The sequence below is a fragment of the Acidovorax bellezanensis genome (genome assembly GCF_025421555.1).
Lineage (GTDB): Bacteria > Pseudomonadota > Gammaproteobacteria > Burkholderiales > Burkholderiaceae_C > Comamonas > Comamonas bellezanensis.
Genome location: NZ_JAODYH010000010.1, coordinates 40,299 through 64,322, shown reverse-complemented (window position 1 = coordinate 64,322; position 24,024 = coordinate 40,299). Strand labels below are relative to the sequence as shown.

The window sequence follows — 24,024 nt, the reverse complement described above, 5'->3', positions numbered from 1 at the left end:
GGGGCATCCCCTGCATTCATGAACCCATGTTAAACGCCCGCCAGGCAGCAGCCCTGGCCTGGATCAGCGCCTGGTCTGCAGCAAGGCCGCGCAACGCGACAGGTATTCGGGCACGCACAGAAACACCGCAAACGACACCAGCAGGTTGGCGATGGCGGTGAACAGGAAGACTTGCGGCACGCTGCAGCCCGCGGACAGCAGCGCACCCGCGATCAGGCTGCTGGCGACCATGAACAGCGCATTCAGAATATTGTTGGCTGCAATGATGCGCGCGCGGTGCGTGGGCTGGCTGCGCAACTGGATCAGCGCGTACATGGGCACGCTATAGACCCCGACCGACAGCGACAGCAGCAACAGATCGGCCACCACCCGCCAGTGCGCGGGCTGGGCCATGAAGGACGCCATGTCCATCAGGGGGCTGACCGGCAGGCTGCGCGACGCCAGGTACAGATCCGCGGCAAACAGGCTCATGCCCACCGCGCCCAGCGGCACCAGGCCGATTTCCACATGCTGGCGGCTCAAGCGCTCGCACAGCAGCGCTCCAGCCCCCACGCCCACGGAAAACACCGCCAGCAGCAAGGACGCGACCTGCTCGTTGCCGTAGAGCACTTCCTTGGCAAACGCCGGGAACTGGCTCAGAAACACCGCGCCGAAAAACCACATCCAGCTGATGCCCAGCAGCGAGCGAAACACCACCGGCTGCTCGCGTGCCAGTTGCAGATTGCGCCAGGTTTCACTGAACAGGTTCCAGTTGACGCGCAGGTCCGGGTCGGTGGCCGGCCCCGCGGGAATGAACTGGGCCGACAGACGTCCCAGCAGCGCCAGCAGCAGGCCGGCCACGGCCACCTGCGCATGGCCCACTTCAGGCACGGCCACCAGCAGCCCGCCGGCCATATTGCCCAGCAGGATGGCGACAAAAGTGCCCATTTCGACCATGCCATTGCCCCCCGTGAGCTCGCGCTCCGACAGCACCTGTGGCAGGTAGGCGAACTTCGCCGGCCCGAACAGCGTGGAATGCACGCCCATCAGGAAAATGCAGGCCAGCAGCAGCGGCACGTTCCGCGCCAGCATGCCCCAGGCGACCAGCGCCATGATCGCCAGCTCGAGGTTTTTCGTCAGCAGAAAAATGCGCCGCTTGTCCCACTTGTCGGCCAACTGGCCGGACGTCGCCGAGAACAGCAGAAAGGGCAGAATGAACAGCGCGCCTATGACCAGGCCGGCATGCGACGGCGGCAGCCAGGACACGCTCAGCTGGTAGGTCACCAGCACGGTGAACGCGAACTTGAACAGGTTGTCGTTGGCCGCACCCGCGAACTGGGTCCAGAAGAAAGGACCGAAGCGGCGCTGGCGCAGCAGCGCGAACTGGTTGGGGCGGGGCTGGCCGGGGTCATGCATTGCAGGCAATCCTTTGTGAGCAGCCGGCATTGTGCCCGTGGCTGGCCCCCCGTTCGGCTCAGCGTCGCGGCGTCTTGGTCGCCGCCGCCTTCTTGGCCGCGGGCTTCTTGGCCGCCGGTGCGGCCGTCTTCTTGGCCGCGGGCGCGGCTTTGCGGGCCGCTGGCTTGGCTGGCGCGGGTTTCACCGGGGCCGCTGCGGGTTGCACGACCTGTGCCAGATCGGTGGCGGTCTGCATGGCGGTGCGCGCCAATTCGCTGGCCATCTGCGTGCCCGCTTCCATGGCTTTCTGCCCCGCAGGCTCTTGCAAGGCCTGGGTCGCGATCTGCTGGAACTGCTGGGTCAGCGCACCCCACCACTGCATGGGATCGATGGCCGCCGCGGCCGACGCCTGGGGCGGCTCGGCCGTATCCTGGGCCGGTGGCGCGGAGGGCGCTGGCGCTGCCTTGGGTGCAGCCGCCGCAGCCGCGGGGGCGGGCGCGCCGGTTTCCGGCATCTTGAACGGCGAGGCCTTGGCCCACTCGCTGAGGCCGCCCTGCATGCTCTGCAGCGTGGCCAGGGTCATCTTCTGCACTTCCAGTGCCTGGATGGTCGCGGTCAGCGCACGGCCGTTTTGCTCCAGCCAGAACTGCACGGAACGCAGTTCCTGGATGCGCTTGTCTATGTCTTCCACGCTGGCCGTGGGCGCAATCCACTGCGCCATCCCGGCCAAGGGCGCGCTGGGAGCAGCCCCTGCGGCCCCGGCCGCGCTCTGGGACAGACTTTGCAGAAAGTCAAAGCCAGGAATGAATTTGGCAAAGCCAAAAGGATCGGAACCGCTGGAATCGCTCATCAGAACACCTCGCTGGGGTCAATTGCAGACATCATGCAACGCCCCCAAGCGGGGTGCGGCACGCGCTTACGCGCCATGAGCTTACTCTACCCGCGGCCCGTTGGCGCACCTGGAAAATACGCGTCAGTGTGCGTGGCCGTGCCCATGGGCGGCGGGAGCGCTGGCGCCGGCAGGAGCCGACGTCGCCACCGGCAGCTTCAGGTGCAGGCGCGACAGCTTGCCATCGGGTGCCTGGAACTCCAGCGTCACCGGCACTTCCGTGCCCTTGACCAGCGGCCCCTTGAGCTGCTGCAGCATCAGGTGGTAGCCGCCGGGCTTGAGTTCCACCGTCTGGCCCACAGGCAGGGGCAATGCCGCGAGGGCGCGCATGCGCATCACGTCACCGTCCATCTTCATCTCGTGCACTTCGGCCACGGTGGCTGCTGGCGTGCGCACCGCCACCAGCGTCAGCGGCTCCTTGGCCGTGAGGCGCATGAATGCGCCCGAGCCCTGCTGGCCCGGCACCGTGGCCCGGGCCCAGGCACCTTCGACTTCGACGTGGGCGGCTTCAGGGTGGGCCATGGCGTTACCAGCCCACAGGGCGGTGGCGATGATGAAAGGCGAAATCCAGTGGTTTTTCTTCATGACAATATTCCTGTCCCCTCCCGGGGACCTCGATCGGTGAATGCAAATCGGCTGCCGCTTCAGCGCGGGCAGCCCGGGTTTTCAGACAACGACCAAGTGGGGCGGGCCGCGCGCCGGCGGCGGGCAGGCCGAAGGCGCGGCCACCCAGGCCACCGAGGACAGGCGCCGCGGCCGCGTGACACGGGGCAGCGCGGCCACTGGCGCGGGCGCAGCGGCGGGCGGCGCCGCCATCTGGGGCATGCACAGCGGACAGTCGAGGCCGTGCATGGCATGGGCCAGGCCGTCCGCCTGCGGGCCCAGTATCCAGCGCGCGGGACCGGCGCCAGAACACACGGACTCCAGGCTGCGGGCCTGGGCCCAGGGCGCGAGCAGGCCCGCGGCCAGCACCAGCAGCCAGGCGATCAACGTGGCGCGCACCAGCCTGACCTGCCGCGCAGGCAAGACCAGGGAGGATGAGGAGCGCAGCCAGGACATCAGCGCATTGTAGGCAGGTCCGTGCAGGCCCGCCCTGCGTCATCTGCGGGACGCCCGGCCTGGGGAGGCTGGCATAGCATGGCGTGGCAGCGACCGCGACCTCGCCACGCCCTGCACCTCTTCACCCCACGATACAAAGGACTCCCATGCTCCAGCTCTGCGGTTTTTCTGCCAGCAACTACTACAACAAGGTCAAGCTGGCCCTGCTCGAAAAAGGCGTCGCCTTCGAAGAAAAGCTGGCCTGGCTCGGTGAAACCGACCCCAGCGCTTCGCCGCTGGGCAAGGTGCCTTACATGATCACGCCCCAGGGCCCGCTGAGCGAGTCGGCCGTGATGCTGGAATACATCGAGGCCGCCCATCCCGCGCACCCGCTGCTGCCGGCCGACCCCTTTGCCGCCGCCAAGGTGCGCGAGCTGTGCCTGTACCTGGACCTGCATCTGGAGCTGGTGGCGCGCAACCTCTATCCCCAGGCCTTTTTTGGCGGCAAGATCAGCGACAACGTGCGCGACCGCAGCATGGCCCAGCTCGAGAAAAGCAGCAAGGCCCTGGGCCAGCTCGCACGCTGGAGCCCGTTCATTGCCGGCGAGCAGTTCAGCCTGGCCGACTGCACGGCCATCGTCCACCTGCCCCTGATCAGCGCCGCCAGCAAGATCGTCGGCGGCCGCGATGTGCTGGCCGACCTGCCGGTGCGTGACTACCTGGCCCGCATGGGCGAGCGCCCCACGGTGCAGAAATTGCAGGCCGACCGCAAGACCAGTACCGCGGACATGATGGCCCGCAACGCGACGCGCAGCGCGGCGGCTGCGGCAACGGCCGCCTGATCCGCCAGCGCCGCGCCGTCTAGTCCAGCCAGGGCGCGAGTTCGTCCTGCGGCGGGGAAGCAGCCGGCGCTGCCTGCGCCAACTGCTCCAGAAAGCGCAGCAGGCCGCTGGCGCGCAGCGTGGGGCTTTTGACGGCCGTGGCCAGCAGGCCCGGCGCCTGGGCCAGCAGGGTGAAGGCCTCGCGCGCCCGCGTGATGCCGGTGTAGACCAGCTCGCGGCCCAGCACGCTGCCCGCATGGGCCGACAGCACCAGGGCCGTGTGCTCGAACTCCGAGCCCTGGCTCTTGTGCACCGTCATGGCGAATGCCGTCTCCACCTGCGCCAGCCGGCTCACGCCCACGGCGCGCAGTTCGGGACCGTCCATGAAGTAGACCCGCAGGCCGGCCCCCGCCGTCGCTGCCGGCAAGGCCACGCCGATGTCGCCATTGAACACGCCCAGCGCCGTGTCGTTGCGCGTGACCATCACCGGCCGGCCCGCATACCACTCGCCGCGCGGCGAGATCGCTCCTTGAGCGGCCAGTGCCTTTTCCACGGCGCGATTGATGCCGGCCACGCCCCAGTCGCCTTCGCGCACCGCGCACAGCAGGCGAAAACGCTCGAAGGCCTTGAGCACGCTGCGCACCCAATCGGTGTGCACTTCGGCCGCCATGGGCTGCGGCGGACGCGCGGCCAGCGCCTGGGCAAAGGCCTGGTAGTTCACCACGCCCGCATCACGCGCCACGGCCATCTGCCACACGGTCTGCGCCGGCGCGCCTTCGCGCATGCGCAGCACCCCGCCGTCTTGGGTGCCGGCGTGCAGCAGCGCCAAGGCCCGGCTGCTTTCGCCGGTATTGACGGCTTCGGCCAACTGGCCGATGGGGCCGCCAAAGCGCCGGCTGGTGCGCAGCATCACCGTCTGCTGGGCCAGAGGCAGGGCCTGGTCCGCGTCGTTCGCCAGGTAGGCCGCCGGCAGCTGTACGCCGGCCGCTTCCAGCGCATAGCGTGCGGTCTCGGCCGTGTAATGGCCGGCCTCGGCGCTGCGGCACAGATCGCCCAGCACGGCACCGGCTTCGACCGAGGCCAACTGGTCCTTGTCGCCCAGGAACACCACGCGCGCCGTGGGCGGCAAGGCATCCAGCAGCGCGGCCATCATTTCCAGGTGGATCATCGAGGCTTCGTCGACGATCAGCACGTCCACATCCAGCGGCCGGCCGTGGTGAAAGGCAAAGGCCCGTGTATCGGGCCGCGCGCCCAGCAGCGAGTGCAGGGTGCGCGCCGCGCCCACGCGCTTGACCAGCGCTTCCAGGTCGAGCAGGCCGCCCAGGCTCTTGTGCAACTCCTTGAGCGACACATCGATGGACTGCTTGAGCCGCGCCGCGGCCTTGCCCGTGGGCGCGGCCAGCGCCACGCGCAGCCGCTCGGGCTCGGGCGCCGTGGCAAACAGCAGGGCCAGCAGGCGGGCCGCGGTATAGGTCTTGCCCGTGCCCGGCCCGCCGGTGATCACCGAGAAGCGGCCGCGCAGCGCCACGGCGCAGGCCAGGCGCTGCCAGTCGCAGGTGCCGGGCTCGGGGGCGGCGGGAAACAGCTTGCCCAGCCAGTCGCGGGTGGTGGGGCCGTCGACGGCCAGCGCCGCCGTGCTGCGCGCCGTGATCTGCGCGGCCACCTGGCGCTCGTAGTCCCAGTAGCGGCGCAGGTACAGCAGCGGCTCCTGCGCCGACCCGCCCAGCACCAGCGGCTGGCCCTGATCGACCGCGCTGTCCGCCACGCGCACCAGCGGGCTGTCCGCCAGCGCCTGGCGCCACTGCGCGAGTGGCCTGGGCAGTCGGGCCCAGAGGGCGTTGAGGCCCTCCAGCGCTTCCGTAGGCCAGGCCAGCACGGCATTCGGATCGGCGACCAGCATGGCCAGCGGCAGGCAGCTGTGGCCGCGCCCTTCCATCTGCACCAGCACGGCCGTGGCCGCCAGCAGTGCCGGGGCCGCGTTCGCGTCCTGCGTGGCGATGAAGCGCGCCATGGCCGTGTCGAGGTGGCGCAGCAGGCCTTGCTCGCTCCAGGCGCGCAAGCTGTCTAGCACCTCCGCGGCCGTGGCCGCGATGGGTGCGGCGGCCATGTTCTCCGGCTCCGCGAACAGGTCCAGCGTGTATTGCTCAGGAGCGCTCATGGTGCTGTTTCTTCCATCTCAAGGTCTTGCTCTGGCGCTTCCAGCAGCGCGTCCAGCGCCGCCAGCAATGCCAGCGACGGCGGCACGACATGCATGCCCTGGGCTGGGCCGTCGATGCCGCGCACGAAAAAGTACAGCGCGCCACCCAGTTGCCGCGCCGGGTCGTAGGCCGCACCCAGGCGGCTTTGCAGCAGCCGGTGCAAGGCCAGCAGGTACAGGGCCGCCTGCACGTCGTAGCGGTGCTCCAGCATCGCGCCGGCCAGCGCGGTGGCGTCATAGGCCGCGCTGTCGCGGCCCAGGAAGTTGGTCTTGTAGTCGAGCACCCAGTAGCGCCCGTCCTGCTCGAACACCAGATCGGCAAAGCCCATCAGCATGCCGTGCAGATGGCGCGCGGGCAATGCAGGCCGGGCCTGGCCGGGCAGCAGATGCTGCTGGCACAGCGCATCGATGGCGGGCGCGGGCAGCTGGGCCGCGGGCAGCCAGAACTCCATTTCGGGCAGCACATTCGCCAGGCCGGACAGCGGCACGCCCAGCGGTGCCAGCGGGTGCTGCACCACGGCCGTGAGCCATTGCACCAGATCCTGGGCCTGCTCGGCGCGGCCGCCGCGCGCGCAGCGCTGCAGCAGGCGCTGGGCCAGCGCGCCGCCTTCGGTCAGCGCAAAGTTTTCGCCGGCCAGCCATTCGAGCTGGTCGTGCACCCAGTTGCCCACCACCGGCCCCTTCATGAAGCGGTGCCAGACCGCGCCCGCCGCCGGGACAGACGCGACCACGCTGTGCGCCGCTTCCGGCTCCATGGGCCGCTCGTCGTCGGCCGGCTGCATCAAGGGCACGGGCGAGACCGGCAGGGACGGCGCGGCCAGCGCGCGCACCAGCGAGGAAAAGCTGCCTATGCCCCAGCGCCGGTCAAAGCGCGCGTCGTAGGCCGGCGCATCGTGCAGGTGGGGCAGCGCGGCCTGGGCCGCCAGCAGGCTGCGCCCGGGCGCGCCCTGCACCGCTTGCCATTGCAGCTGAGGCCGGCCCTGGCACAGGGCGTCGAGCAGCAAGCGCCACTGCTCGGGCGTGGTCTCCTCGGTGCCGGCCAGGGTGTATCCGGTCGCGCTCTTGTGGTTGATGGTGGTCGTGGCCTTGCTGCGCGCCGCCTGCAGCATGGGCACGCCCAGCCACAGCGCATGGCGCGCGCGCGTCAGCGCCACATACAGCAGACGCAGGTCTTCGCGCAGGCGCTCGTCATCGGCCTGGGCCAGTTCGGCGTCGTCATAGTCCAGGCGCAGCGCCCGCCCGCCATCGGGCTGGGGCAGGCTGACGAAGCGGTCCATGCGCCGGTTGATTTCGCGAAAGCTGCAGGCAAACGGCAGAAACACCACCGGATACTCCAGCCCCTTGCTCTTGTGCACCGTGACCACCTTGACCAGGTCGGCATCGCTTTCCAGGCGCACGATCTGCTCGTCGCTGCGGCTGCCTTCGCCCGCGCACTGGGTGGCCAGCCAACGGATCAGCGCATGCTCGCCTTCGAGCTGCGCGCTCGCGCTCTGCAGCAGCTCGGCCAGGTGCAGGTAATTCGTCAGCCGCCGCTCGCCACCGGTCTCGCCCAGCCAGCGCGCCGGCAGGCCGAACAGGTGCAAGGTCTGGCGCAGCATGGCCAGCACGCCCTGGCCTTGCCAGACGCCATGCAGCACGCGCAACTGCTCGCAGCGCGCGTCGAAGGCTTCATCGTTGGCCGCGAGCCAGCCCAGTTCGTCCAGCGACAGATCGAGCAGCCGCGTCGCCAGGCCGGCGCGCACGGCGCGGGCGTCACGCGGATCGGCCACGGCCTGCAGCCAGAACACCAGGTCCTGCGCTTCGCTGCCGGCAAACACCGATTCGCTGTCGGACAGATAGACCGAGGCCACGCCACGCGCTCCAAGCTCGCGGCGCACGGCCTGGGCTTCCTTGCCGGTGCGCACCAGCACCGCCATGTCCGCGGGCCGCAGCCGCGTCAACGCCTGACCCGGCTGCGCAAAGCCGGCTTCGGGGTCGTTGAGCCACTGCGCGATCTGCTCGGCGCAGCGCGCCGCGAAACCGCGCTGCGCGCGCTTGGCCGTCTGCAGCGGGTCCAGCTCCACCTGCAATTGCAGCGCGGGCACGGGGCCCTGGGAGGTGGAGAACACCTCCTTGCGGCCCTGGGCCTGTACGGGCACGAAAGGCAGGGGATTCTCGGCATCGGCCGCCGCGGCACCGGCCGCCGCAGCTTCGTCCTGGCCCGCCCCACGGAACATGAAAGCGCCCGCGCCTTCACGCGCTTCGGCCTGACCGAACCAGTGGTTGACGGCGTCGACCAGGCCTTGGCTGGAACGGTAATTCGTGTCCAGCACATAGTGCCGCCCGGCCGTGGCTTCGCGGGCCTGCAGATAGCTGTAGATGTCCGCGCCGCGAAAGCCGTAGATCGACTGCTTGGGGTCGCCGATCAGCAGCAGGGCCGTGGCCGGGTCGTTCTGCGCCGTGCGGTAGATGCGATCGAACAGCCGGTATTGCAGCGGCGACGTGTCCTGGAACTCATCGATCAGCGCCACCGGGTACTGCGCCTGGATGCGCGCGCGCAGGGCTGCGCCGTTGTCGCCGGCCAGCGCGACGTCGAGGCGCTGCAGCAGGTCGGCAAAGCCGAACGTGCCCTGCTGGCGCTTGAGCTGGGCCAGTCGCTGCTGCACCCGCGCCGCCGCATGCAGGCGCAGGCGACTGGACAGGGCCGGCAGCCGTGCGTGGTCGGCCAAGAGCTGCTGCAGCGCGGCAAAACCCGCCGGAATGGCCAGCGAAGGCGCGCTTTTCTTGCGCGCTTCCTGCAGGCCTTCGGGGCTGAGCCGGTGGCGCGCCGAATCGGTCAGCGTCAACTCGACCTGCAGCGGGTCGTCGGCCCAGTCGATCACGCTTTGCAGCCAGCCCGTGAAATGCCGCGGCGCGAGCTTGCGCCCATCCCAGTGCACGCCCGCTTCGGCCACCTGGGCGTCCAGCCAGTCGCGCAGCGATTGCGCCTGCGCGCCCCAGCCCTGGGCCAATGCCGTCATGGCCTGGTCGCGCTCGACCTGGGCGACCTGCACGCTGTCGGCCAGGCTGCCTGCGCCGGCAGCCGGGTCCACGTCCTGGTCCAGCAGGCCGCGCATGTCCTGCAGCAGCGCGTCCAGCCCGCCCCACACGCCCAGCACCGTCTCCAGCAGCGCGCCGTCCAGCGGATAGCACTGCTGGCGCCAATAGTCCTGCACGGCTTCGCGGCGCAGCTGCTCTTCGTCGGCCGCGAGCTCTTCGTCAAACAGATTGCCGCTATCGAACGCATGCTCGCGCAGCATGCGCTGGCACCAGGCGTCGATGGTGAACACGGCCGCATCGTCCATGCCTTCGGCAGCCATGGCCAGCCGCCAGGCGGCCCGCTCGCGCGCCGGGCCTTCCGGGTAATCGCCCAGCAGACCTTGCAGCAGCGTGTCGTGCGCCTCGGGCTGGCGGTCGCCGCGAAAGCACTGCACGGCTTCGGTCAGTCGATCGCGGATCCGGTCCGACAGCTCGCGCGTCGCGGCGCGGGTGAAGGTCATGACCAGGATGTCGGGCGGCATCAGCGCGTTCGGGTGGGCATCGCCGTCGCCATGGCCCAGCACCAGCCGCAAGTAGAGCGCGGCAATGGTCCAGGTCTTGCCCGTGCCGGCACTGGCTTCGATCAGGCGGCTGCCCCACAGCGGGAAGTCGCGCACATTCAATACATGGCTCATGCGAGCTCCAGCGGCGGTAAATAAATCATGGGGGCCACGGCCCCCGGCTCCAGCACTTGCACATGCTCGGCCAACCAGGCCAGCAGCGGCGCATGCACCGCTTCGGCCAGCGGAACAAAGCGCCCGTCCTCGGTCAAGGCCTCGAAATCGGGGAACAGCCGCGCCCAGCAGGCGTCGTCGGCTTCGCCTTGCTGGGCAAAACCATCGCCTTCGTAGGCGGTCTCGGCCCGTGCCAGGTCCTCGCCCGAGGCGGCCGCGGCCAGCGCGGTCTTCAAGGGCAGGGGCAGCGGACTGTCCTGGCCCGCCTGCCAGACCTGCAGCAGCGTCTGGCACTGCGCCAGCGCTTCGCCCGCGGGCATGGGCCGCAGCACCAGCGTGGCGTCGCGCCCGGCCACAATGCCTTGCACCTGCACGCCGCAGGCCGCGGCCACCAGGCTGCGCAGATACGGCAGCAGCACGGAGCCCGGCCGGACTTCGCCCTTGTTGCCCAGCAGCGCGCGCGGCTGCAGCTCCAGCCAGGCCGGCACGGCTTCGCCGTCGCGGTCGGGCACGCGCAAATCGTCAAGCCAGTCCTCGAACACCAGACCGTCCAGCTCCAGATGCAAGCGCTGGCGTTGCACCGGCCGGTCGAGCAGACTGCGGTGCGCCAGCCAGGACTGCAGGGACGGCACGACGCTCGCCTGCAGCTCGGTGCGCTTGCGCTCGCCAAGGCCCGCCAGCGGCAAGGCGCCCGCCCGCTGGATGCGCGCCAGATGGCCGGCCACCCGCTGCTCCAGCGTGGCGCTGGCCAGTTGCTGGGGTGCGGCTTCGATGTCCGCCACCACCTGCAGCTGCAATTGCTGCACAAAGCCATAGGCCGCCAGGCCTTCGACGCCGAACGCCTCCTCGTCGAACGTCACCTGCTCGTCCTGCTCGAAACGCACGTTGAGCCGGTGGCGGAAAAACGCCTGGGCCGGATGGAGCACAAAGCCATGCAGCTGGGCCAGCGTGAGCGGCACCGCGATATCGGGAACGAATGCCGGCAGGGGCGGCACGCCCTCGCCCGCGGCCTGCGCCAGATGGGCTGCGCGCCATTCGCGCGCATAGGTGCGCAGCAGCGAATCGGGTGCGAAATAGCGGCGGCTGAAAGGCTGCAGCGGGTGGGCCACGGTGCGCTGCTCCAGCAGGCTGTCGTCGCCCATTGCGCCGCCCTCGCCGCACCAGCCCGCGGCCAGGTAGTCGCGCAATTGCGAGACCAGCACCGACGGCGGCTGTTCGCTGTTGTCGCGCACGCTGCGGCCGGCCCAGCTGATGTAGAGCATGCGCCGCGCCGACAGCAGGGCTTCGAGCATCAGCTGACGGTCGTCATCGCGCCGCGCGCGGTCGCCCGGGCGCAGCTGGCCCGGCCAGGCCATCAAATCGAAGTCGCTGCGCATGGCGCGCCGCGGATAGTCGCCGTCGTTCATGCCCAGCAGACAGACCACCTGGAAAGGAATCGCGCGCATGGGCATGAGCGTGCAAAACGTCACGCCGCCGGCGCGAAAGCGGCTGTCCACCGAGGGCTGCTGCACGATTTCCAGCCAGGCCTGCTGGGCCACGACCAGTTCGATGCGCTCGCCAAAGCCGCCCAGCTCACAGGCTTCGAGCCAGGCCGACAGCGCGGCGTCGAGCGCGGCCAGCATGGCGCGGTCGCTGTCGGTCTGCGCGACGAAGAAGTCGGCGAGCAGCTGGCGAAAGCGCTGCGCCCAGCCCACGGGATCGGCGTCATCGCCGGCCAGGGCCCACCAGTCCAGCAGGCGCTCCAGCAGGGTCGCGAGCTGACCCGCAAGTTCGGCGTCCAGGCCGCCGACTTCCGCATAGGGCTCGATCTGCGCGATCTGCGCCAGGCCCTCCACGTCCTCCAGCGGCCCGTTGCCGCTGGCAAAGCCCAGCAGCATGCGGTGCAGGCCGAACCAGGCGCTGTTCTGTTCGCCGCAGGCCGCCAGGCCCAGCGCGCCGCGCTGCTCAGCATTGAGCCCCCAGCGTATGCCGGCCCCGGCCATCCAGGCGCTGAGCTGGGGCAGGTCCTCGGTCTTGAGGCCGAAGCGCGCCGCCACCGCCGGCACATCCAGCAGGTCGCGCAGTTCGCTCAGGCGGCAGCGCTGCTGGGGCAGGCGCAGCAGCCACTGCAGCGCCGCCACCAGCGGGTTGTTGTCGCTGGCGCTCAAGTCGGCGATGTCGAACGGAATATGCCGCGCATCGTGGCGGCCGTACTGGCCGAACACGGCGCGTATGGATGCCGCCACGCCTTCGATGGCCGGCACCATCACCACCACGTCGCGCGGCTGCAAGGCCTGGCCGTCGGGGGCATTCGCGGCCGGCTCGGCAAGCAGCGCCAGCAACTGGTCGTGCAGCACTTCGAGTTCGCGCACCATGCTGTGGGCGCAATGGAAGACGATGGAGCGGTCTGAGCGCGCCACCGCGCTGCGCGGGTGCTCGGCCAGCGGCACCATGTCGCGAATGCACTGCTGCACCTGGGCCAGCAAAGGCGCGTCCAGGTCCACTTCCTCGTCAAAGATGTCCACGCGCGGCAGCTCGGCCGCAATGCCTTCGGGCAGCACGGTTTCGAAGGCGTCGAGCTGGCGCACATAGTCGCGCGCCTGCCGTCCCCAGGACGACAGCAGCGGGTGCGCATGGGCATGCATCATTTCCAGCGGCAGGGCCGCCAGATCGCGGCCGTTTTTCAGCGGCTGGCGGCGGCGCTGCATGCGCAGCAGATCGCGGCCGTCGATGGCATCGGCCCAGTGGAAACGGCAGGGATTGGGCACGGCCAGCAGGATCTGGCTGTGGCGCGCCATGGCCGACAGCGTCTGCAGCATGGACAGCGGCAAATGGCTCATGCCGAACAGCACCACGCGCCGCGCCAGCGGCTGGACCAGGGGCTCGCCGCTTTCCAGCACTTCGATCACGCGCCGGTGCAACTGGGGCCGCGTGCTCGCACGCTCGGTCTCGTCCAGCTCGGCCAGCACGCAGCGCCAAAGCCGCGGCTGCCACAGCTGTTCTTCGGGCACGGGCAGGGGCGGCTTGCCCGGCGCCAGCAGCATGTCGCGCCCCTCGGCCCAGGCATCGAGCCAGTCGGCGCGGTAGATCTGGTACTGGTCGAAAAGGTCGGCCAGCCGGTCGGCGAGCTGCAGCAGCCGCTGTGCATCAAAGCCCCCACGCTCGCCCACTGCGTGTGGCTCGCTGCCCCCCGAGGGGGCGCTTTTTGTCTTGGGGCGGCCCGGCGACAAAAAACCCAAAAAGCCCGCGATCGGTGCAAAGCCCTCCTGCGCCGCGCACTGCGGCAGCAGGCGCATGAGCCGCCAGGTCAGCGCCGTCTTGTCCAGCGGCGACTGGCGCGGCACGGCCGCCGCGCCCAGCACCTGGCGGTAGCTGCGCCACAGAAAGCGCGCGGGCAGCTCGACGCGCGCCGCGGCGCACACGCCCTGGGACTGGGCCAGGCCCATCTTGAACCACTCGGCCATGCCGTTGCTTTGCACCAGCACCACCTCCTGCTCCAGCGGCGCCAGCGGGTGCGCGCGCAACCAGGAGAAAACGGTCTCGGCCAGGGATTCGGTGCGGTTGCCGTGCAGGGCGATCAGCCCGGGCTGCAATGTGGATGCCAACGTTCTTTCCTCCGAATGGGGCGGCGGCGGACACGGATTTTCCCTGCGTGTCGGCGGCGCCAAAGGCAGAGCTTAACGCGGGCGCACAGGGCTTTGTCCACAAAGAATGTTTCCTGCATTGCATATGCGTTTTTCCTCCTTGGCCGGCGTTCCCGGCGCGCATAGATTCAATGCCCTGCCGCCCCATCCCTCCCGGCGCGTTCGCGCCCCCTGACCTACCTGCCCTATGCCATCCACTTCCTTTTCATGGCTGCCTGCCACCACGCTGCGCGCCTGGCTCAACGACGGCGCGGAAATCGCCCTGCTGGACGTGCGCGAAGCCGGACAATTCGGCGAAGGCCATCCCTTCTTTGCGATTCCCGCGGCCTATAGCCAGCTGGAAAAAGAGGTCACGCGCCTGGTGCCGCGCCGCGCCACGCGCGTGGTGCTGCTCGACGCTGGCGACGGCGTGGCCGAACGTGCGGCGCAGCGTCTGGCGGCGCTGCACTACACGCAGCTGCATGTGCTGCAAGGCGGCGCGCCCGCCTGGGCGGCTGCGGGCTACGTGCTGTTCAAGGGGGTCAACCTGCCGTCCAAGACTTTTGGCGAACTGGTGGAGCATGCTTTCGACACGCCCCGCCTCTCGGCCCAGGAACTGCAGCGCCGTCAGCAGGCGGGCGAGCCGCTGGTACTGCTCGACGGCCGCACCCTGGCCGAGCACCGCAAGATGACCATTCCCGGCGCCACGCCGGTGGCCAACGGCGAACTGGCCCTGCGCTGGCATGCGCTGGCCCCCGACCCGCACACGCCCATCGTGGTCCATTGCGCCGGGCGCACGCGCAGCATCATTGGCGCGCAAATCCTGCGCAGCCTGGGCGTGCCCAATCCCGTGCTGGCCCTCGAAAACGGCACGCAGGGCTGGGCCCTCGCAGGCCTGCCGCTGGAGCACGGCAGCGCCCGCCGCGAGGCCAGCACCGCCCCCGCGCGTGCGCAGGACCAGGCCGCCGCCGCCCAGTTGGCCGCGGCGCTGGGCGTGCCGCAACTGACGCCCGCCCAGGCCCAGGCCTGGATAGCCGACAGCACGCGCACCACCTATGTGCTCGACGTGCGCAGCGCCGAGGAATTTGCCGCCGGCACGCTGGCCGGCGCCCGCCATGCGCCGGGCGGCCAGCTGCTGCAGGCCACCGACCAGACCATCGCCGTGCGCCACAGCCGGGTGCTGCTGCTGGACGACGAGGCCGTCCGCGCGCCCGTCGTGGCCAGTTGGCTGTGGCGGCTGGGCTACGAGACGGCCACGGTGGCAGGCGGCATCCATGCCCCGCTGCACGTTCCGGCCGAGCCCCCTGCCGCGCCCGGCGTGGCGCCGCTCTCGCCGCAAGCCTTGCCGGCCTGGATCGCGCGCCATGCGCCCGTGCTGATCGACCTGCAACCCTCGCCGGCCTACCGCCAAAGGCACGCCGCCGGCGCTCTCTGGTCCGTGCGCCCGCGCCTGGCAGCGCTGGTGCAGGCCGCGGCACGCAGCGACCAGGCCGTGCTGCTGCTCGCGCCCGACGCGGGCACCGCGGCCCTGGCGCTGAGCGAACTGCAGGCGCATGCCGGCCCGGTGCAATGGGCTCTCGCCGCCGATGGCGAGGCCGCGGGCCTGCCCCAGGAAAGCACGCCCGAAAGCCCCGACGACGGCGCGGCCATCGACTACCTGTTCTTCGTGCATGACCGGCACTACGGCAACCTCGACGCCGCCCGCCGCTACCTGGCCTGGGAGACCGGACTGATCGCCCAATGCCAGCCCGACGAGCTCGCGGCCTTCCGTCTGCCGGCCCCAACCGCCTTAACGCGCTGAGCGCATATCGTTCATCGAAAGTCTTTGTTGGCGCCAAACCGGGGCTGCCAGAAGATCAGTGCCTCACCGCTCTTTCTTCTCCACAGCTTCCGGTCCACACCATGCGCCACACCCCTGCTTTCTCCCGCCTTGCCGCCCGGTCCCTGACCGGCGCAGCCTCCCTCCTCCTCCTGCTCGCGGGCACGGCCCATGCCGACGCCACGCTCGACAAGATCAAGCAACGCGGCAAAGTCACCATCGGCGTGCTGATCAATGGCGGCCCGTTCGGCTCCATCGATACCGCCACCCAGCAACTGGTGGGCTGGAACCCCGAGCTGGCGCGCGCCGTGGCCAAGGGCCTGGGCGTGGAAGCCGATCTGGTGCAGGTGCAGACGGCCACGCGCGTGCAGTTCCTGCAGGCCGGCAAGGTCGATCTGCTGATCGCTTCCATGGAACTCAACCCGGACCGGGCCGAGATTCTGGGCCATGTGCCCACACCGTTCTACCGCGTGGGCGGCACCGCCGCCGTGCGCAAGGACAGCGGCATCACCCAATGGGCCGACCTGCGCGGCAAGCCCGTGTGCGTGTCCCAGGGCAGCAGCTTTGCCAAGCCGCTGAGCACCGAATACGGCGCACAGGTACAGGGCTACAAAAGCGCCTCCGATTCGCTGCTGGCCCTGCGCGGCGGCAACTGCGTTGCCGCCGTGCACGACAGCACGCTGATCTACCCCTTGCTGCGCAACAACGCCGAATGGACCGCTTACGCCGCGCCCATCAGCACCGAAATCCTGCCCGCGCCGTCGGTGGTCTGGACCCGCAAGGGCGAGGCTGAAACCATTGCCGCGGTCGACAAGGTGGTGCAGGACTGGCACCGCACAGGCTGGCTGATCGCGACCGAAAAACGTGTGGGCATCGTGCCGCCCAACCCCTTCCTGACCGAGCAGCAATCCCGGCTCCAGACCGCGGCCCGCTGATCCACACCATGAGCGACCACCTGCTGGTTCAGGGCGTGCAAGCGCTCAAGGCCCTGGGCCTGAATTACGCGTTCATGCTCGACGACATGGAGCGCCAGGCCTTCGTGCGCGGACTGGGCGTGACGGTGCAGCTGTGCCTGCTGACCATTCCCGGCAGCCTGGCCGCGGGCGTGCTGCTGGCCGCGCTGCTGACTTCGGGCCGCGCCTGGCTGGCCACACCGGCGCGCGCTTTCGTCGAAGTCACGCGCAACACGCCCACGCTGGTACAGCTGTACTGCGCCTTCCTGGTGCTCAACATGCTCATCACGCAGCAATTGCGCGACTGGGGCGCGGGCCACAACCCGCTCACGCCCTTCATCTGGGTGGTGATCGTCGTGTCGCTGCACAAGGGCGTCTTCCATGCCGAGGCCTTGCGCGCCGGCATCGAAAGCGTGCCCCCCACCACGCTCGAGGCGGCGCGCTCGCTGGGCTTCTCCCAGCGCCAGCTGCTGCTGCGCGTACAGCTGCCGCTGGCCGTGCGCGTGGCCCTGCCCTCGCTGGTCAACAACCTCGTGGACCTGGTGAAGATGACGGCCGTGGCCTCGGCCATTGCCGTCGGCGACGTGACCTACGAATCCATCATGATCTGGACGCAGCGCGACAACGTGCTGGAGTTGCTGCTGCTGATCCTGCTGTGGTTCGGCCTGCTGACCTGGCTGTTGAGCCTGGCGGGCCGTTGGCTGGAACAACGACTGAGGATGCCCGGCTATGGCCAATGAAATCACCCTCCCCCGCCCACCGGCCGCGCCGTTGTGGCTCCACGCCGTGGCGCGCAGCCCCTGGCTGCTGGCCGGCCTGGCCGCGTTCGCGCTATGCATCTTCTGGGACGCCACGGGCACCACGCCGGTGGCCGTGGCCACCCTCTGGAAATGGCTGCCGACGCTGCTGCGCGGCATGGGCGTGAACATCGGCATCAGCGTGCTGGCCATCGCCATAGGCACCGTGGCCGGACTGGTGGTGGGCGCGCTGTCGCTGTCGCCATCGCCGGCCGTGCGAATGGTCGTGCGCGGCTACGTGCAGGTCTTTCGCAACGCCCCGGTGCTGGTGCTGATCTATTTCACCACCTACGTCTTCCCGTTCGAGCTGCACATCGTGCAATGGACCGTCCCCTTTCCCGACTGGGTGAAGGTGGTGCTGGGCCTGGCCCTGCCCACCAGCGCCAACGTGGCCGAGATCTTTCGCGGCGCGATCCAGTCCATCCCCAGCGCCCAGTGGGAAGCCGCGCAGTCGCTGGCCTTCCGGCGCCGCGAGATCTTTCGCCTGATCGTGCTGCCCCAGTGTCTGCGCCGCATGCTGCCGCCCTGGATGAACCTCTACGCCAGCATCACCATGAGCACCTCGCTCGCCTCCCTGGTCGGCGTGCACGACGTGGTGGACATGGCCCAGATCGCGAGCAACACCGTTGCGCGCACCGACTTCACCATCCTCGTCTACGGCACGCTGCTGCTGCTGTTCTTCGCCTACTGCTATCCCATTGCCCGCGCCACACGCGCCCTGGAGCGACGCCATGAACGCCACTGAATCCTTTCTCTCCACCCTCCTGGCCACGCCGGCCGAGGCCGCCGCACCGCTGGTGCAGCTGAACAACGTGCACCTGGCGTTTGGCGACAACCAGGTGCTCCAAGGCATAGATGTCGAAGTGCGGCGCGGCCAGGCCGTGTCCATCATCGGCCCCTCGGGCTCGGGCAAATCCACCATCCTGCGCTGCATCACCGGCCTGCTGCGGCCGCAAAGCGGCGCGATCACGGTGGGCGAGACCCGCGTGGACGCACTGCGCACCGAGGCCGAGCTGATTGCGCTGCGCAAGCGCGTGGGCTTCGTGTTCCAGCAGTACAACCTGTTCCCCCATCTGACGGTGCTGCAGAACCTGGTGATCGCCCCCACCCGTGTGATCGGGCGCGACCACGCCACGGCCGAGCGCGATGCGCGCGCCCTGCTCGACAAGGTGCGCCTGGGCCACAAGGCCGACGCCTACCCCGGCGAGCTGTCGGGGGGACAGCAGCAGCGCGTGGCCATCGCCCGCGCGCTGGCCATGCGCCCCGAGCTGATCCTGTTCGACGAAGTCACTTCCGCGCTCGACCCGGAAACCGTGGGCGAAGTCCTCACCGTGATCCGCGATCTGGTCGACGACGGCATGACCTGCGTGCTGGTCACGCACGAAATGCGCTTTGCCGAAGAGATCAGCGACCAGGTCTATTTCACCGAAGCCGGCCGCATCGTCGAGCACGGCCCGGTCAGCCAGATCTTCGGCCAGCCGCGCAGCGAACGCACGCGCGCATTCCTGCAGCGCGCGCTGGGCAACGGCCCGCGCACCCCACGCCACCCGCTTTCCATCGACCGCTTATCCACCCCCACCTGACGAGGCCCCCATGACCACGACCGCCCCCCTTTCCCTGACTGCACAGCGGCGCGCAGCCATCGACTCCGCCCTGACCGACGTGCGCCAGCTGATCGCCCACGGCGCGCCGGACCGCGCCGCGCTCGCGGCCGTCACGCGCCGCCTGGAAGCACTGGCGGCGCAGCAGCATCTGTTCGCCCGCGCCGACTTCCCGCCCCCCGACGCCACGCAAGGCGTGGGCGCCTCCACGCGCTACCGCCTCAACGCCGCCGATGGCGACGAAGGCCTGGCGCTGTACCTGAACTCGATCAATCCCGGCAAGACCACGCAGCCGCACAACCACACCACCTGGGCCGTGATCGTGGCCGTCGAAGGCCAGGAAGTGAACCGCCTCTACGAGCGCACCGACGACCGCAGCAACCCGGCGCAGGCGCAGATCCACCTGGCCAGCGAGTTCACGGTGCAGCCCGGCGCGTCCATCGCCTTCCTGCCGGAGGACATCCACAGCATCCACGTGGTCGGGAACGTGCCCACGCTGCACTTTCACCTCTACGGCCTGCCACTGGAGCGCCTGAGCGGGCGCGTGGCCATCGACGCTGCCACGGGCGCCATCACCAACTACAACGCGGCCCACCTGCTGCCCAGCGAGGCCGTGGCATGAGCGCGGCCGCCCCGCTCGCCCCCGCCACCCGGCTGCTGCACGCCGGCGCGCCCACGCTGCGCGGCGGCTCGGGCCCGGTCAACGTGCCCGTGGTGCGCACCAGCACCGTGCGCTTCGAAAACAGCGCCGCCCTGGCCGATCACCAGCACCGCCGCGCGGCCGGCGAACGCGTGGCCGCCTACGGCCGCCACGGCCTGGACACCCACCGCGCCCTGGAAGACGCCGTGACCGCGCTGGAAGGCGGCCACCGGGCCTTCCTCACGCCTTCGGGCCTGTCGGCAATCACGCTGGTGCTGGTGGCCTTGCTCTCGCCGGGCGACCATGCGCTGATCGCCGACAGCGTCTACTCGCCCGTGCGGCGCGTGGATGCCACGCTGCTGCGGCGCCTGGGCATCACGCTGGAATACTTTGCGCCCTCGGCGCAGAACCTGGCCGCGAAGATCCGGCCCAACACCCGGCTGGTCTACCTGGAGTCGCCCAGCTCGCTGCTGTACGAAGTGCTGGACCTGCCCGCGCTCACGGCCGTGGCGCGCGCGCACGACATCCCCGTCGCCACCGACAACACCTGGAGCGGCGGCTGGTTCCACCAACCGCTGGCCCTGGGCGCCAACCTCTCCATCCAGGCCGCCACCAAATACATCGCCGGGCATTCGGACCTGATGCAGGGCGTCGTGGTCACCGATTCCCCGGCGCTGTCGCGGCGGATTGCCAGCGCCCATGAAGCCCTGGGCCTGACCGTGGGTGCCGACGACGCCTACCTGGCGCTGCGCGGTCTGCGCACCCTGCCCGTGCGGCTGGCGCAGCACCAGCGCCATGCCACCCAGGTGGCGCTATGGCTGCAGGCCCAGCCCCAGGTCGCCCGGGTGTTCTACCCCGCGCTGCCGACGGATCCCGGCCATGCGCTGTGGCAACGCGACTTCAGCGGCGCGAACGGGTTGGTGTCGTTTGCCTTCGCCGATGGCGTGGATGCACGCGGCGCCGAAGCCTTCGTCGACGCGCTGCACTTCTTCGGCATCGGCGCCTCCTGGGGCGGCTATGAAAGCCTGGCGCTGGTGGCCGCACCCGAGCGCCTGCGCGAGCACAGCGCCTGGACCGGCACCCAGCCCGTGGTGCGCCTGCACATCGGCCTGGAAGACCCGCAGGACCTGATCGCCGATCTGGCCCAGGGCTTGCACCGCGTGTCGCGCGAAAAAGCGCCGCCAGCCGTCGCGGAGCCCGCATGAGCCCAACCGCAGATGTGGATGATTCGGCCCGTCAGGCCTTGCGCCTGCTGGGGCCGGCGCCCGACAACTGGGTGCCGGACAGGCCCGGCCTGGACTACAACGCCGTCGTCGTCGGCGCAGGCCAGGGCGGCTGCGCCTTTGCCTTCGCGCTGCGGCGTGCGGGCATAGGCCGTGTGCTACACATCGACGCAGCGCCCGAGGCCGCCCAGGCCGGCATCTGGCGCACGCGCGCCCGCATGCACAGCTTGCGCACCGCCAAGAACCTCGTCGGGCCGGAGCTCGACGTCGGCGCACTGGGTTTCCAGGCCTGGTACGAGGCCCGCCACGGCCGTGACGCCTATGCGGCCTTGCCACGCATTCCGCGCACCGACTGGGCAGACTACCTGCACTGGTTCCAGCAGTTTCTGCAGCTGCCCGTGCAGTACGGCACGCAATTGCGGGACATCGCACCGCTGCCCGACCAGGCCGCCACCGGCCTGCGGCTGCAACTGCGGGTCAATGGACAGTCCCGGGAAATCACCACGCGCAAGCTGATCCTGGCCACCGGCAATGCAGGCAGCGGCGGCCCCAGCATTCCGCACGCCCTGCAGGCGATTCGCGGCGCGGGGCTGGCGGCGCATACGGCGGATGACATCGACTTCGCCGCGCTGGCCGGCAAGCAGGTGGCGGTGGTGGGCGCCGCAGCGTCGGCCTTCGATGCCGCCGCCGTGGCCCTGGAAGCCGGCGCCGCCGCGGTGCACCTGTTTGCCCGCCGCGATCACATCGCCGCGCGGGCCGTCGCCAAGCCCCGGGCCTACGCCGGCTTCTACGACCATTTCCACGCCCTGCCCGACGCGCTGCGTTGGCGCCATGCCCTGCGCCTGCGCCGCGCCGGCACCACCCCGCCCGCCGATTCGCTCCAGCGCGCCCTGGCCCACCCCCAGTTCCACCTGCACCTGGGCGCACCCTGGGACAGCGCCCAGGTGGAGCGCAACCAGGTGGTGGCAAGGGTCGGCGATCAGGCCCATGCCTTCGATTTCGTGATCGCCGGCACGGGCTACAGCAACGACCCGTCCCAGCGCGCCGAACTGGCCCGCATCGCGCCACTGATTGCGCGCTGGAGCGACCGTTTCACGCCGCAGCGGGAGGAAGAAGATGCCGTGCTGGGCCTGCAGCCCTACCTGTCCGCGTCGCTCGCCTTCACGCAAAAGACACCCGGCTCGGCCCCCTGGCTGGGCGCCATCCACGTCTTCAATCCCAGCGGCGCCATCAATGCCGGCGGCCCGCTGGGCGACGTGCCCAGCATGAAGCGCGATATTCCGGCCGCGGTCCGGGGCATCTCCAGCGACCTGTTTCTCGCCGATCTGGCGCTGCATGAAGACCGGGCCCATGTCGCGGTGGCGCCCGATTTCGGCCCCGACCTCTACGCCCATGCCCTGTGGCCCATGCCACCCGGCCGCGACTAGGGCAGGTTCTTGAACTGCTGGTGCAACTGCACCAGCAACGCGGAACGCGGCAGCAGGTCCAGCCGCTTCTCCAGCGCCAGCAGCCAGCCCGAGCCATGCAGCTTCTGCAGCACCCGGTCCACGCTGGCCGCCGTGTCCTTGTCGCCCTTGCGCACCCAGGCCACCTGGGGCGCGGGGTCGACCTCTTCCGACAACACGGCGTAGTTGTTCCATTCCTTGTCGCGTGCGACCAGCTGGTTCAGCGTCAGGCTTTCGTGCACGGCGGCCACGCAGGAGGTGCCATTGCGCAGCGCCAGCAGCGACTCGGCCATCGATTTGAAGCCCTTGAGCTCGGCGCCATAGCCCGTCAACGGCTTGGCATAGCTGCTGCCTTGCGACAGGCAGACCGGCTTGCCGCGCAAGTCCTCCCAACGCTGTATGCCTTCGCGCTTGGCGAAGATCGCCGTTCCGCCATTACGGAAGTACGGCGTCGGCGCATAGTCCATCAACTCGGCGCGCTCGGGCGTCAGCAGCATGCTGGCCACCAGCAGATCGACCTTGCCCTGCTGCAGAAACTGCAGGCGGTTCGCCGGCTGCACCTGCACCAGCTCGACGCGTACGCCCAGCTCGCTGGCGATCTTGCTGGCCAGCTCCGGATTGAAGCCGACCAGTTTCCCGCTGGCCGGATCAATCGAGCCGAAGCCGCTGTTGCCGTTCGCGATGATGCCTATGCTGATGCGGCCGCGATCACGGATGCGATCGAGCGTGGCGTCCGCATGGGCTTGCGGCGCGCATGCAATGCATGCCGCCACGGCCAGCGTCAGACGGCCCAGGGCGCGTCGCGGGGAAGGGAAAGTCCAGGCAGGAGAATGTTTCATTGGGGCAGGGCAGAAAAGCAGGTATGAAGTCAAAGATCATTGGCCAGTTGGAACAGGCAGTCGCCGCATTCGGTCAGCGCGGGCACACGCTGGCAGACGACCAGGCCATCGGCGGAGAAACGCACCAGCACAGGCTCGCGCTCCGGATGCGCAGGGCTGTGCAACAGCGCCGCGGGCTGACCGGCCGTGACCCGGTCGCCTAGGCGGACCAAGGGCTCGAACACCCCGTCGTCGCGGGCGTAGACGTAGTGCCTGGACCGGTCGACGCTCAGCAGGCGCGAGCGATGGGGTGGCGCCGCGGGCAGCAGCGGTCCGTGCAGCACGCCCAGATGCCCCAGCACATGCAGCAAGCCCTGCCAGGCCGTGGCCAGCACCGCCGGAGTGACTTCACCGCCGCCGCCCAGCTCGGCCAGCAGCGCCATGGTCTGATGGCGCCGCGCGGCTGCCAGCAGCCCCACCGGATTGGGGTGGTCGTTGACGAAAGCCAGCGGCAAGCCAAAGGCATGCATGGCCGCCATCAGGCGCTCCTGCTTTTGCGCATCGGGGTCGCGCTGCGCGAACAGCGTGGCGCCGTGGTAGCGCAGCGAACTGCCGCCCGAATGCAGATCGATCACGACGTCCACGCGGGGCAGCAGGCTGCGCTCGATGTAGTCGGCAATTACCTGTGTCGGGGTGCCCCGCGGATCGCCCGGAAAACTGCGGTTGAGGTTGCCGTCGTCCAGCGGCGAAGTCCGCAGGCCGGCCCGCGCCGCCGGGTAGTTGGCCATGGGCAGCAGGATCAGGCGCCCTCGCACCCACTGCGGGCCGATCTCGCGGATCAGGCGGGCCACGAGGACCTGGCCTTCGTATTCATCGCCATGGTTGCCCGCCATCACCAGCACCGACGGCCCCTCCCCGGCCGCGATCGATGCGATGGGAATGGGCTGCCAGCCGTAGGCCGAGCGGTGCACGGAGTGCGGCAGGCGCAGATAGCCGACCTGCTTGCCCGGCCCCTGCAAATCCACTTCGCTCTGGATGGGTGACGCCGGTTTGTCTGGAGCTTCCAATGCCATCGC

At 69.8% G+C, this 24,024-nt stretch carries 17 protein-coding genes and 1 pseudogene; 9 read left to right on the top strand and 9 right to left on the bottom strand.

Annotated elements, in window-relative coordinates; genetic code table 11:
• Positions 1 to 69: 69 nt before the first annotated feature.
• From N0K08_RS18215 to N0K08_RS18200, 4 genes and pseudogenes are all read right to left on the bottom strand, one after another.
• A pseudogene (locus N0K08_RS18215) lies at positions 70 to 1,425 on the bottom strand (MFS transporter); the annotation flags it as partial.
• Between the two features lie 28 nt (positions 1,426 to 1,453).
• Positions 1,454 to 2,224, bottom strand: coding sequence for a PhaM family polyhydroxyalkanoate granule multifunctional regulatory protein (locus N0K08_RS18210; RefSeq protein WP_261501816.1), 771 nt, complete (start codon positions 2,222 to 2,224; stop codon positions 1,454 to 1,456).
• Positions 2,225 to 2,347: 123 nt separating this feature from the next.
• A complete protein-coding gene (locus tag N0K08_RS18205; protein ID WP_261501815.1) occupies positions 2,348 to 2,848 on the bottom strand; it encodes a copper chaperone PCu(A)C in 501 nt (166 codons plus the stop codon).
• 81 nt (positions 2,849 to 2,929) lie between these two features.
• Entirely contained in the window at positions 2,930 to 3,322 is a 393-nt protein-coding gene (locus N0K08_RS18200) for a DUF2946 family protein (protein ID WP_261501814.1), read from the bottom strand.
• Positions 3,323 to 3,468: 146 nt separating this feature from the next.
• Between N0K08_RS18200 and N0K08_RS18195 the strand changes: the two genes are divergently transcribed.
• A complete protein-coding gene (locus tag N0K08_RS18195) occupies positions 3,469 to 4,143 on the top strand; it encodes a glutathione S-transferase family protein (RefSeq protein WP_261501813.1) in 675 nt (224 codons plus the stop codon).
• 19 nt (positions 4,144 to 4,162) lie between these two features.
• On the opposite strand, the gene recD is transcribed toward N0K08_RS18195, so the two are convergent.
• The 3 genes from recD to recC are packed head-to-tail and all read right to left on the bottom strand — an operon-like array spanning position 4,163 to position 13,634.
• Positions 4,163 to 6,280, bottom strand: a complete 2,118-nt coding sequence (gene recD / locus N0K08_RS18190) for an exodeoxyribonuclease V subunit alpha (RefSeq protein WP_408642972.1) — start codon at positions 6,278 to 6,280, stop codon at positions 4,163 to 4,165.
• On the bottom strand, positions 6,277 to 10,011 hold the full coding sequence (gene recB / locus N0K08_RS18185) for an exodeoxyribonuclease V subunit beta (RefSeq protein ID WP_261501812.1): 3,735 nt from the start codon (positions 10,009 to 10,011) through the stop codon (positions 6,277 to 6,279). Before recB ends, recD begins: the two co-directional genes overlap by 4 nt.
• Positions 10,008 to 13,634 carry an exodeoxyribonuclease V subunit gamma gene (recC, locus tag N0K08_RS18180; protein WP_261501811.1) on the bottom strand — a complete coding sequence of 1,209 codons (3,627 nt, stop codon included), beginning with the start codon at positions 13,632 to 13,634 and terminating at the stop codon, positions 10,008 to 10,010. Before recC ends, recB begins: the two co-directional genes overlap by 4 nt.
• Positions 13,635 to 13,860: 226 nt before the next feature.
• Here recC and N0K08_RS18175 point away from each other — a divergent pair, with 226 nt between their 5' ends.
• The 8 genes from N0K08_RS18175 to N0K08_RS18140 all read left to right on the top strand — a co-directional run bounded on the left by N0K08_RS18175 (position 13,861) and on the right by N0K08_RS18140 (position 22,112).
• Positions 13,861 to 15,453 (top strand): rhodanese-like domain-containing protein, encoded by a 1,593-nt coding sequence (locus N0K08_RS18175; RefSeq protein ID WP_261501810.1) that lies wholly within the window; start codon positions 13,861 to 13,863, stop codon positions 15,451 to 15,453.
• A gap of 101 nt (positions 15,454 to 15,554) precedes the next feature.
• Positions 15,555 to 16,406, top strand: a complete 852-nt coding sequence (locus N0K08_RS18170) for a transporter substrate-binding domain-containing protein (protein ID WP_261501809.1) — start codon at positions 15,555 to 15,557, stop codon at positions 16,404 to 16,406.
• A gap of 8 nt (positions 16,407 to 16,414) precedes the next feature.
• On the top strand, positions 16,415 to 17,164 hold the full coding sequence (locus tag N0K08_RS18165) for an amino acid ABC transporter permease (RefSeq protein ID WP_261501808.1): 750 nt from the start codon (positions 16,415 to 16,417) through the stop codon (positions 17,162 to 17,164).
• Positions 17,154 to 17,966 (top strand): amino acid ABC transporter permease, encoded by an 813-nt coding sequence (locus N0K08_RS18160; RefSeq protein ID WP_261501807.1) that lies wholly within the window; start codon positions 17,154 to 17,156, stop codon positions 17,964 to 17,966. Before N0K08_RS18165 ends, N0K08_RS18160 begins: the two co-directional genes overlap by 11 nt.
• Positions 17,953 to 18,804 (top strand): amino acid ABC transporter ATP-binding protein, encoded by an 852-nt coding sequence (locus N0K08_RS18155; protein ID WP_261501806.1) that lies wholly within the window; start codon positions 17,953 to 17,955, stop codon positions 18,802 to 18,804. Before N0K08_RS18160 ends, N0K08_RS18155 begins: the two co-directional genes overlap by 14 nt.
• Before the next feature lie 10 nt (positions 18,805 to 18,814).
• Positions 18,815 to 19,444 carry a cysteine dioxygenase family protein gene (locus N0K08_RS18150; RefSeq protein ID WP_261501805.1) on the top strand — a complete coding sequence of 210 codons (630 nt, stop codon included), beginning with the start codon at positions 18,815 to 18,817 and terminating at the stop codon, positions 19,442 to 19,444.
• Positions 19,441 to 20,667, top strand: coding sequence for a cystathionine beta-lyase (gene metC / locus N0K08_RS18145; protein WP_261501804.1), 1,227 nt, complete (start codon positions 19,441 to 19,443; stop codon positions 20,665 to 20,667). The genes N0K08_RS18150 and metC overlap by 4 nt, the downstream gene beginning before the upstream one ends.
• A complete protein-coding gene (locus N0K08_RS18140) occupies positions 20,664 to 22,112 on the top strand; it encodes an NAD(P)-binding domain-containing protein (RefSeq protein ID WP_261501803.1) in 1,449 nt (482 codons plus the stop codon). The genes metC and N0K08_RS18140 overlap by 4 nt, the downstream gene beginning before the upstream one ends.
• Here the strand turns inward: N0K08_RS18140 and N0K08_RS18135 are convergent.
• Positions 22,109 to 22,969 carry a transporter substrate-binding domain-containing protein gene (locus tag N0K08_RS18135; RefSeq protein ID WP_261501802.1) on the bottom strand — a complete coding sequence of 287 codons (861 nt, stop codon included), beginning with the start codon at positions 22,967 to 22,969 and terminating at the stop codon, positions 22,109 to 22,111. The two genes, N0K08_RS18140 and N0K08_RS18135, sit on opposite strands and share 4 nt — an antisense overlap.
• A gap of 29 nt (positions 22,970 to 22,998) precedes the next feature.
• Positions 22,999 to 24,021, bottom strand: coding sequence for a succinylglutamate desuccinylase/aspartoacylase family protein (locus tag N0K08_RS18130; protein WP_261501801.1), 1,023 nt, complete (start codon positions 24,019 to 24,021; stop codon positions 22,999 to 23,001).
• Between the last annotated feature and the right edge of the window lie 3 nt (positions 24,022 to 24,024).

Bases quoted from the DNA above. Each gene is read 5' to 3' on its own strand.
- N0K08_RS18135 (WP_261501802.1), bottom strand. From the start codon at position 22,969: ATGAAACATTCTCCTGCCTGGACTTTCCCTTCCCCGCGACGCGCCCTG.
- N0K08_RS18210 (WP_261501816.1), bottom strand. From the start codon at position 2,224: ATGAGCGATTCCAGCGGTTCCGATCCTTTTGGCTTTGCCAAATTCATT.
- recD (WP_408642972.1), bottom strand. From the start codon at position 6,280: ATGAGCGCTCCTGAGCAATACACGCTGGACCTGTTCGCGGAGCCGGAG.
- N0K08_RS18205 (WP_261501815.1), bottom strand. From the start codon at position 2,848: ATGAAGAAAAACCACTGGATTTCGCCTTTCATCATCGCCACCGCCCTG.
- recB (WP_261501812.1), bottom strand. From the start codon at position 10,011: ATGAGCCATGTATTGAATGTGCGCGACTTCCCGCTGTGGGGCAGCCGC.
- N0K08_RS18150 (WP_261501805.1), top strand. From the start codon at position 18,815: ATGACCACGACCGCCCCCCTTTCCCTGACTGCACAGCGGCGCGCAGCC.
- N0K08_RS18175 (WP_261501810.1), top strand. From the start codon at position 13,861: ATGCCATCCACTTCCTTTTCATGGCTGCCTGCCACCACGCTGCGCGCC.
- N0K08_RS18155 (WP_261501806.1), top strand. From the start codon at position 17,953: ATGAACGCCACTGAATCCTTTCTCTCCACCCTCCTGGCCACGCCGGCC.
- N0K08_RS18170 (WP_261501809.1), top strand. From the start codon at position 15,555: ATGCGCCACACCCCTGCTTTCTCCCGCCTTGCCGCCCGGTCCCTGACC.
- N0K08_RS18195 (WP_261501813.1), top strand. From the start codon at position 3,469: ATGCTCCAGCTCTGCGGTTTTTCTGCCAGCAACTACTACAACAAGGTC.
- N0K08_RS18200 (WP_261501814.1), bottom strand. From the start codon at position 3,322: ATGTCCTGGCTGCGCTCCTCATCCTCCCTGGTCTTGCCTGCGCGGCAG.
- N0K08_RS18165 (WP_261501808.1), top strand. From the start codon at position 16,415: ATGAGCGACCACCTGCTGGTTCAGGGCGTGCAAGCGCTCAAGGCCCTG.
- N0K08_RS18160 (WP_261501807.1), top strand. From the start codon at position 17,154: ATGGCCAATGAAATCACCCTCCCCCGCCCACCGGCCGCGCCGTTGTGG.
- N0K08_RS18130 (WP_261501801.1), bottom strand. From the start codon at position 24,021: ATGGCATTGGAAGCTCCAGACAAACCGGCGTCACCCATCCAGAGCGAA.
- N0K08_RS18140 (WP_261501803.1), top strand. From the start codon at position 20,664: ATGAGCCCAACCGCAGATGTGGATGATTCGGCCCGTCAGGCCTTGCGC.
- metC (WP_261501804.1), top strand. From the start codon at position 19,441: ATGAGCGCGGCCGCCCCGCTCGCCCCCGCCACCCGGCTGCTGCACGCC.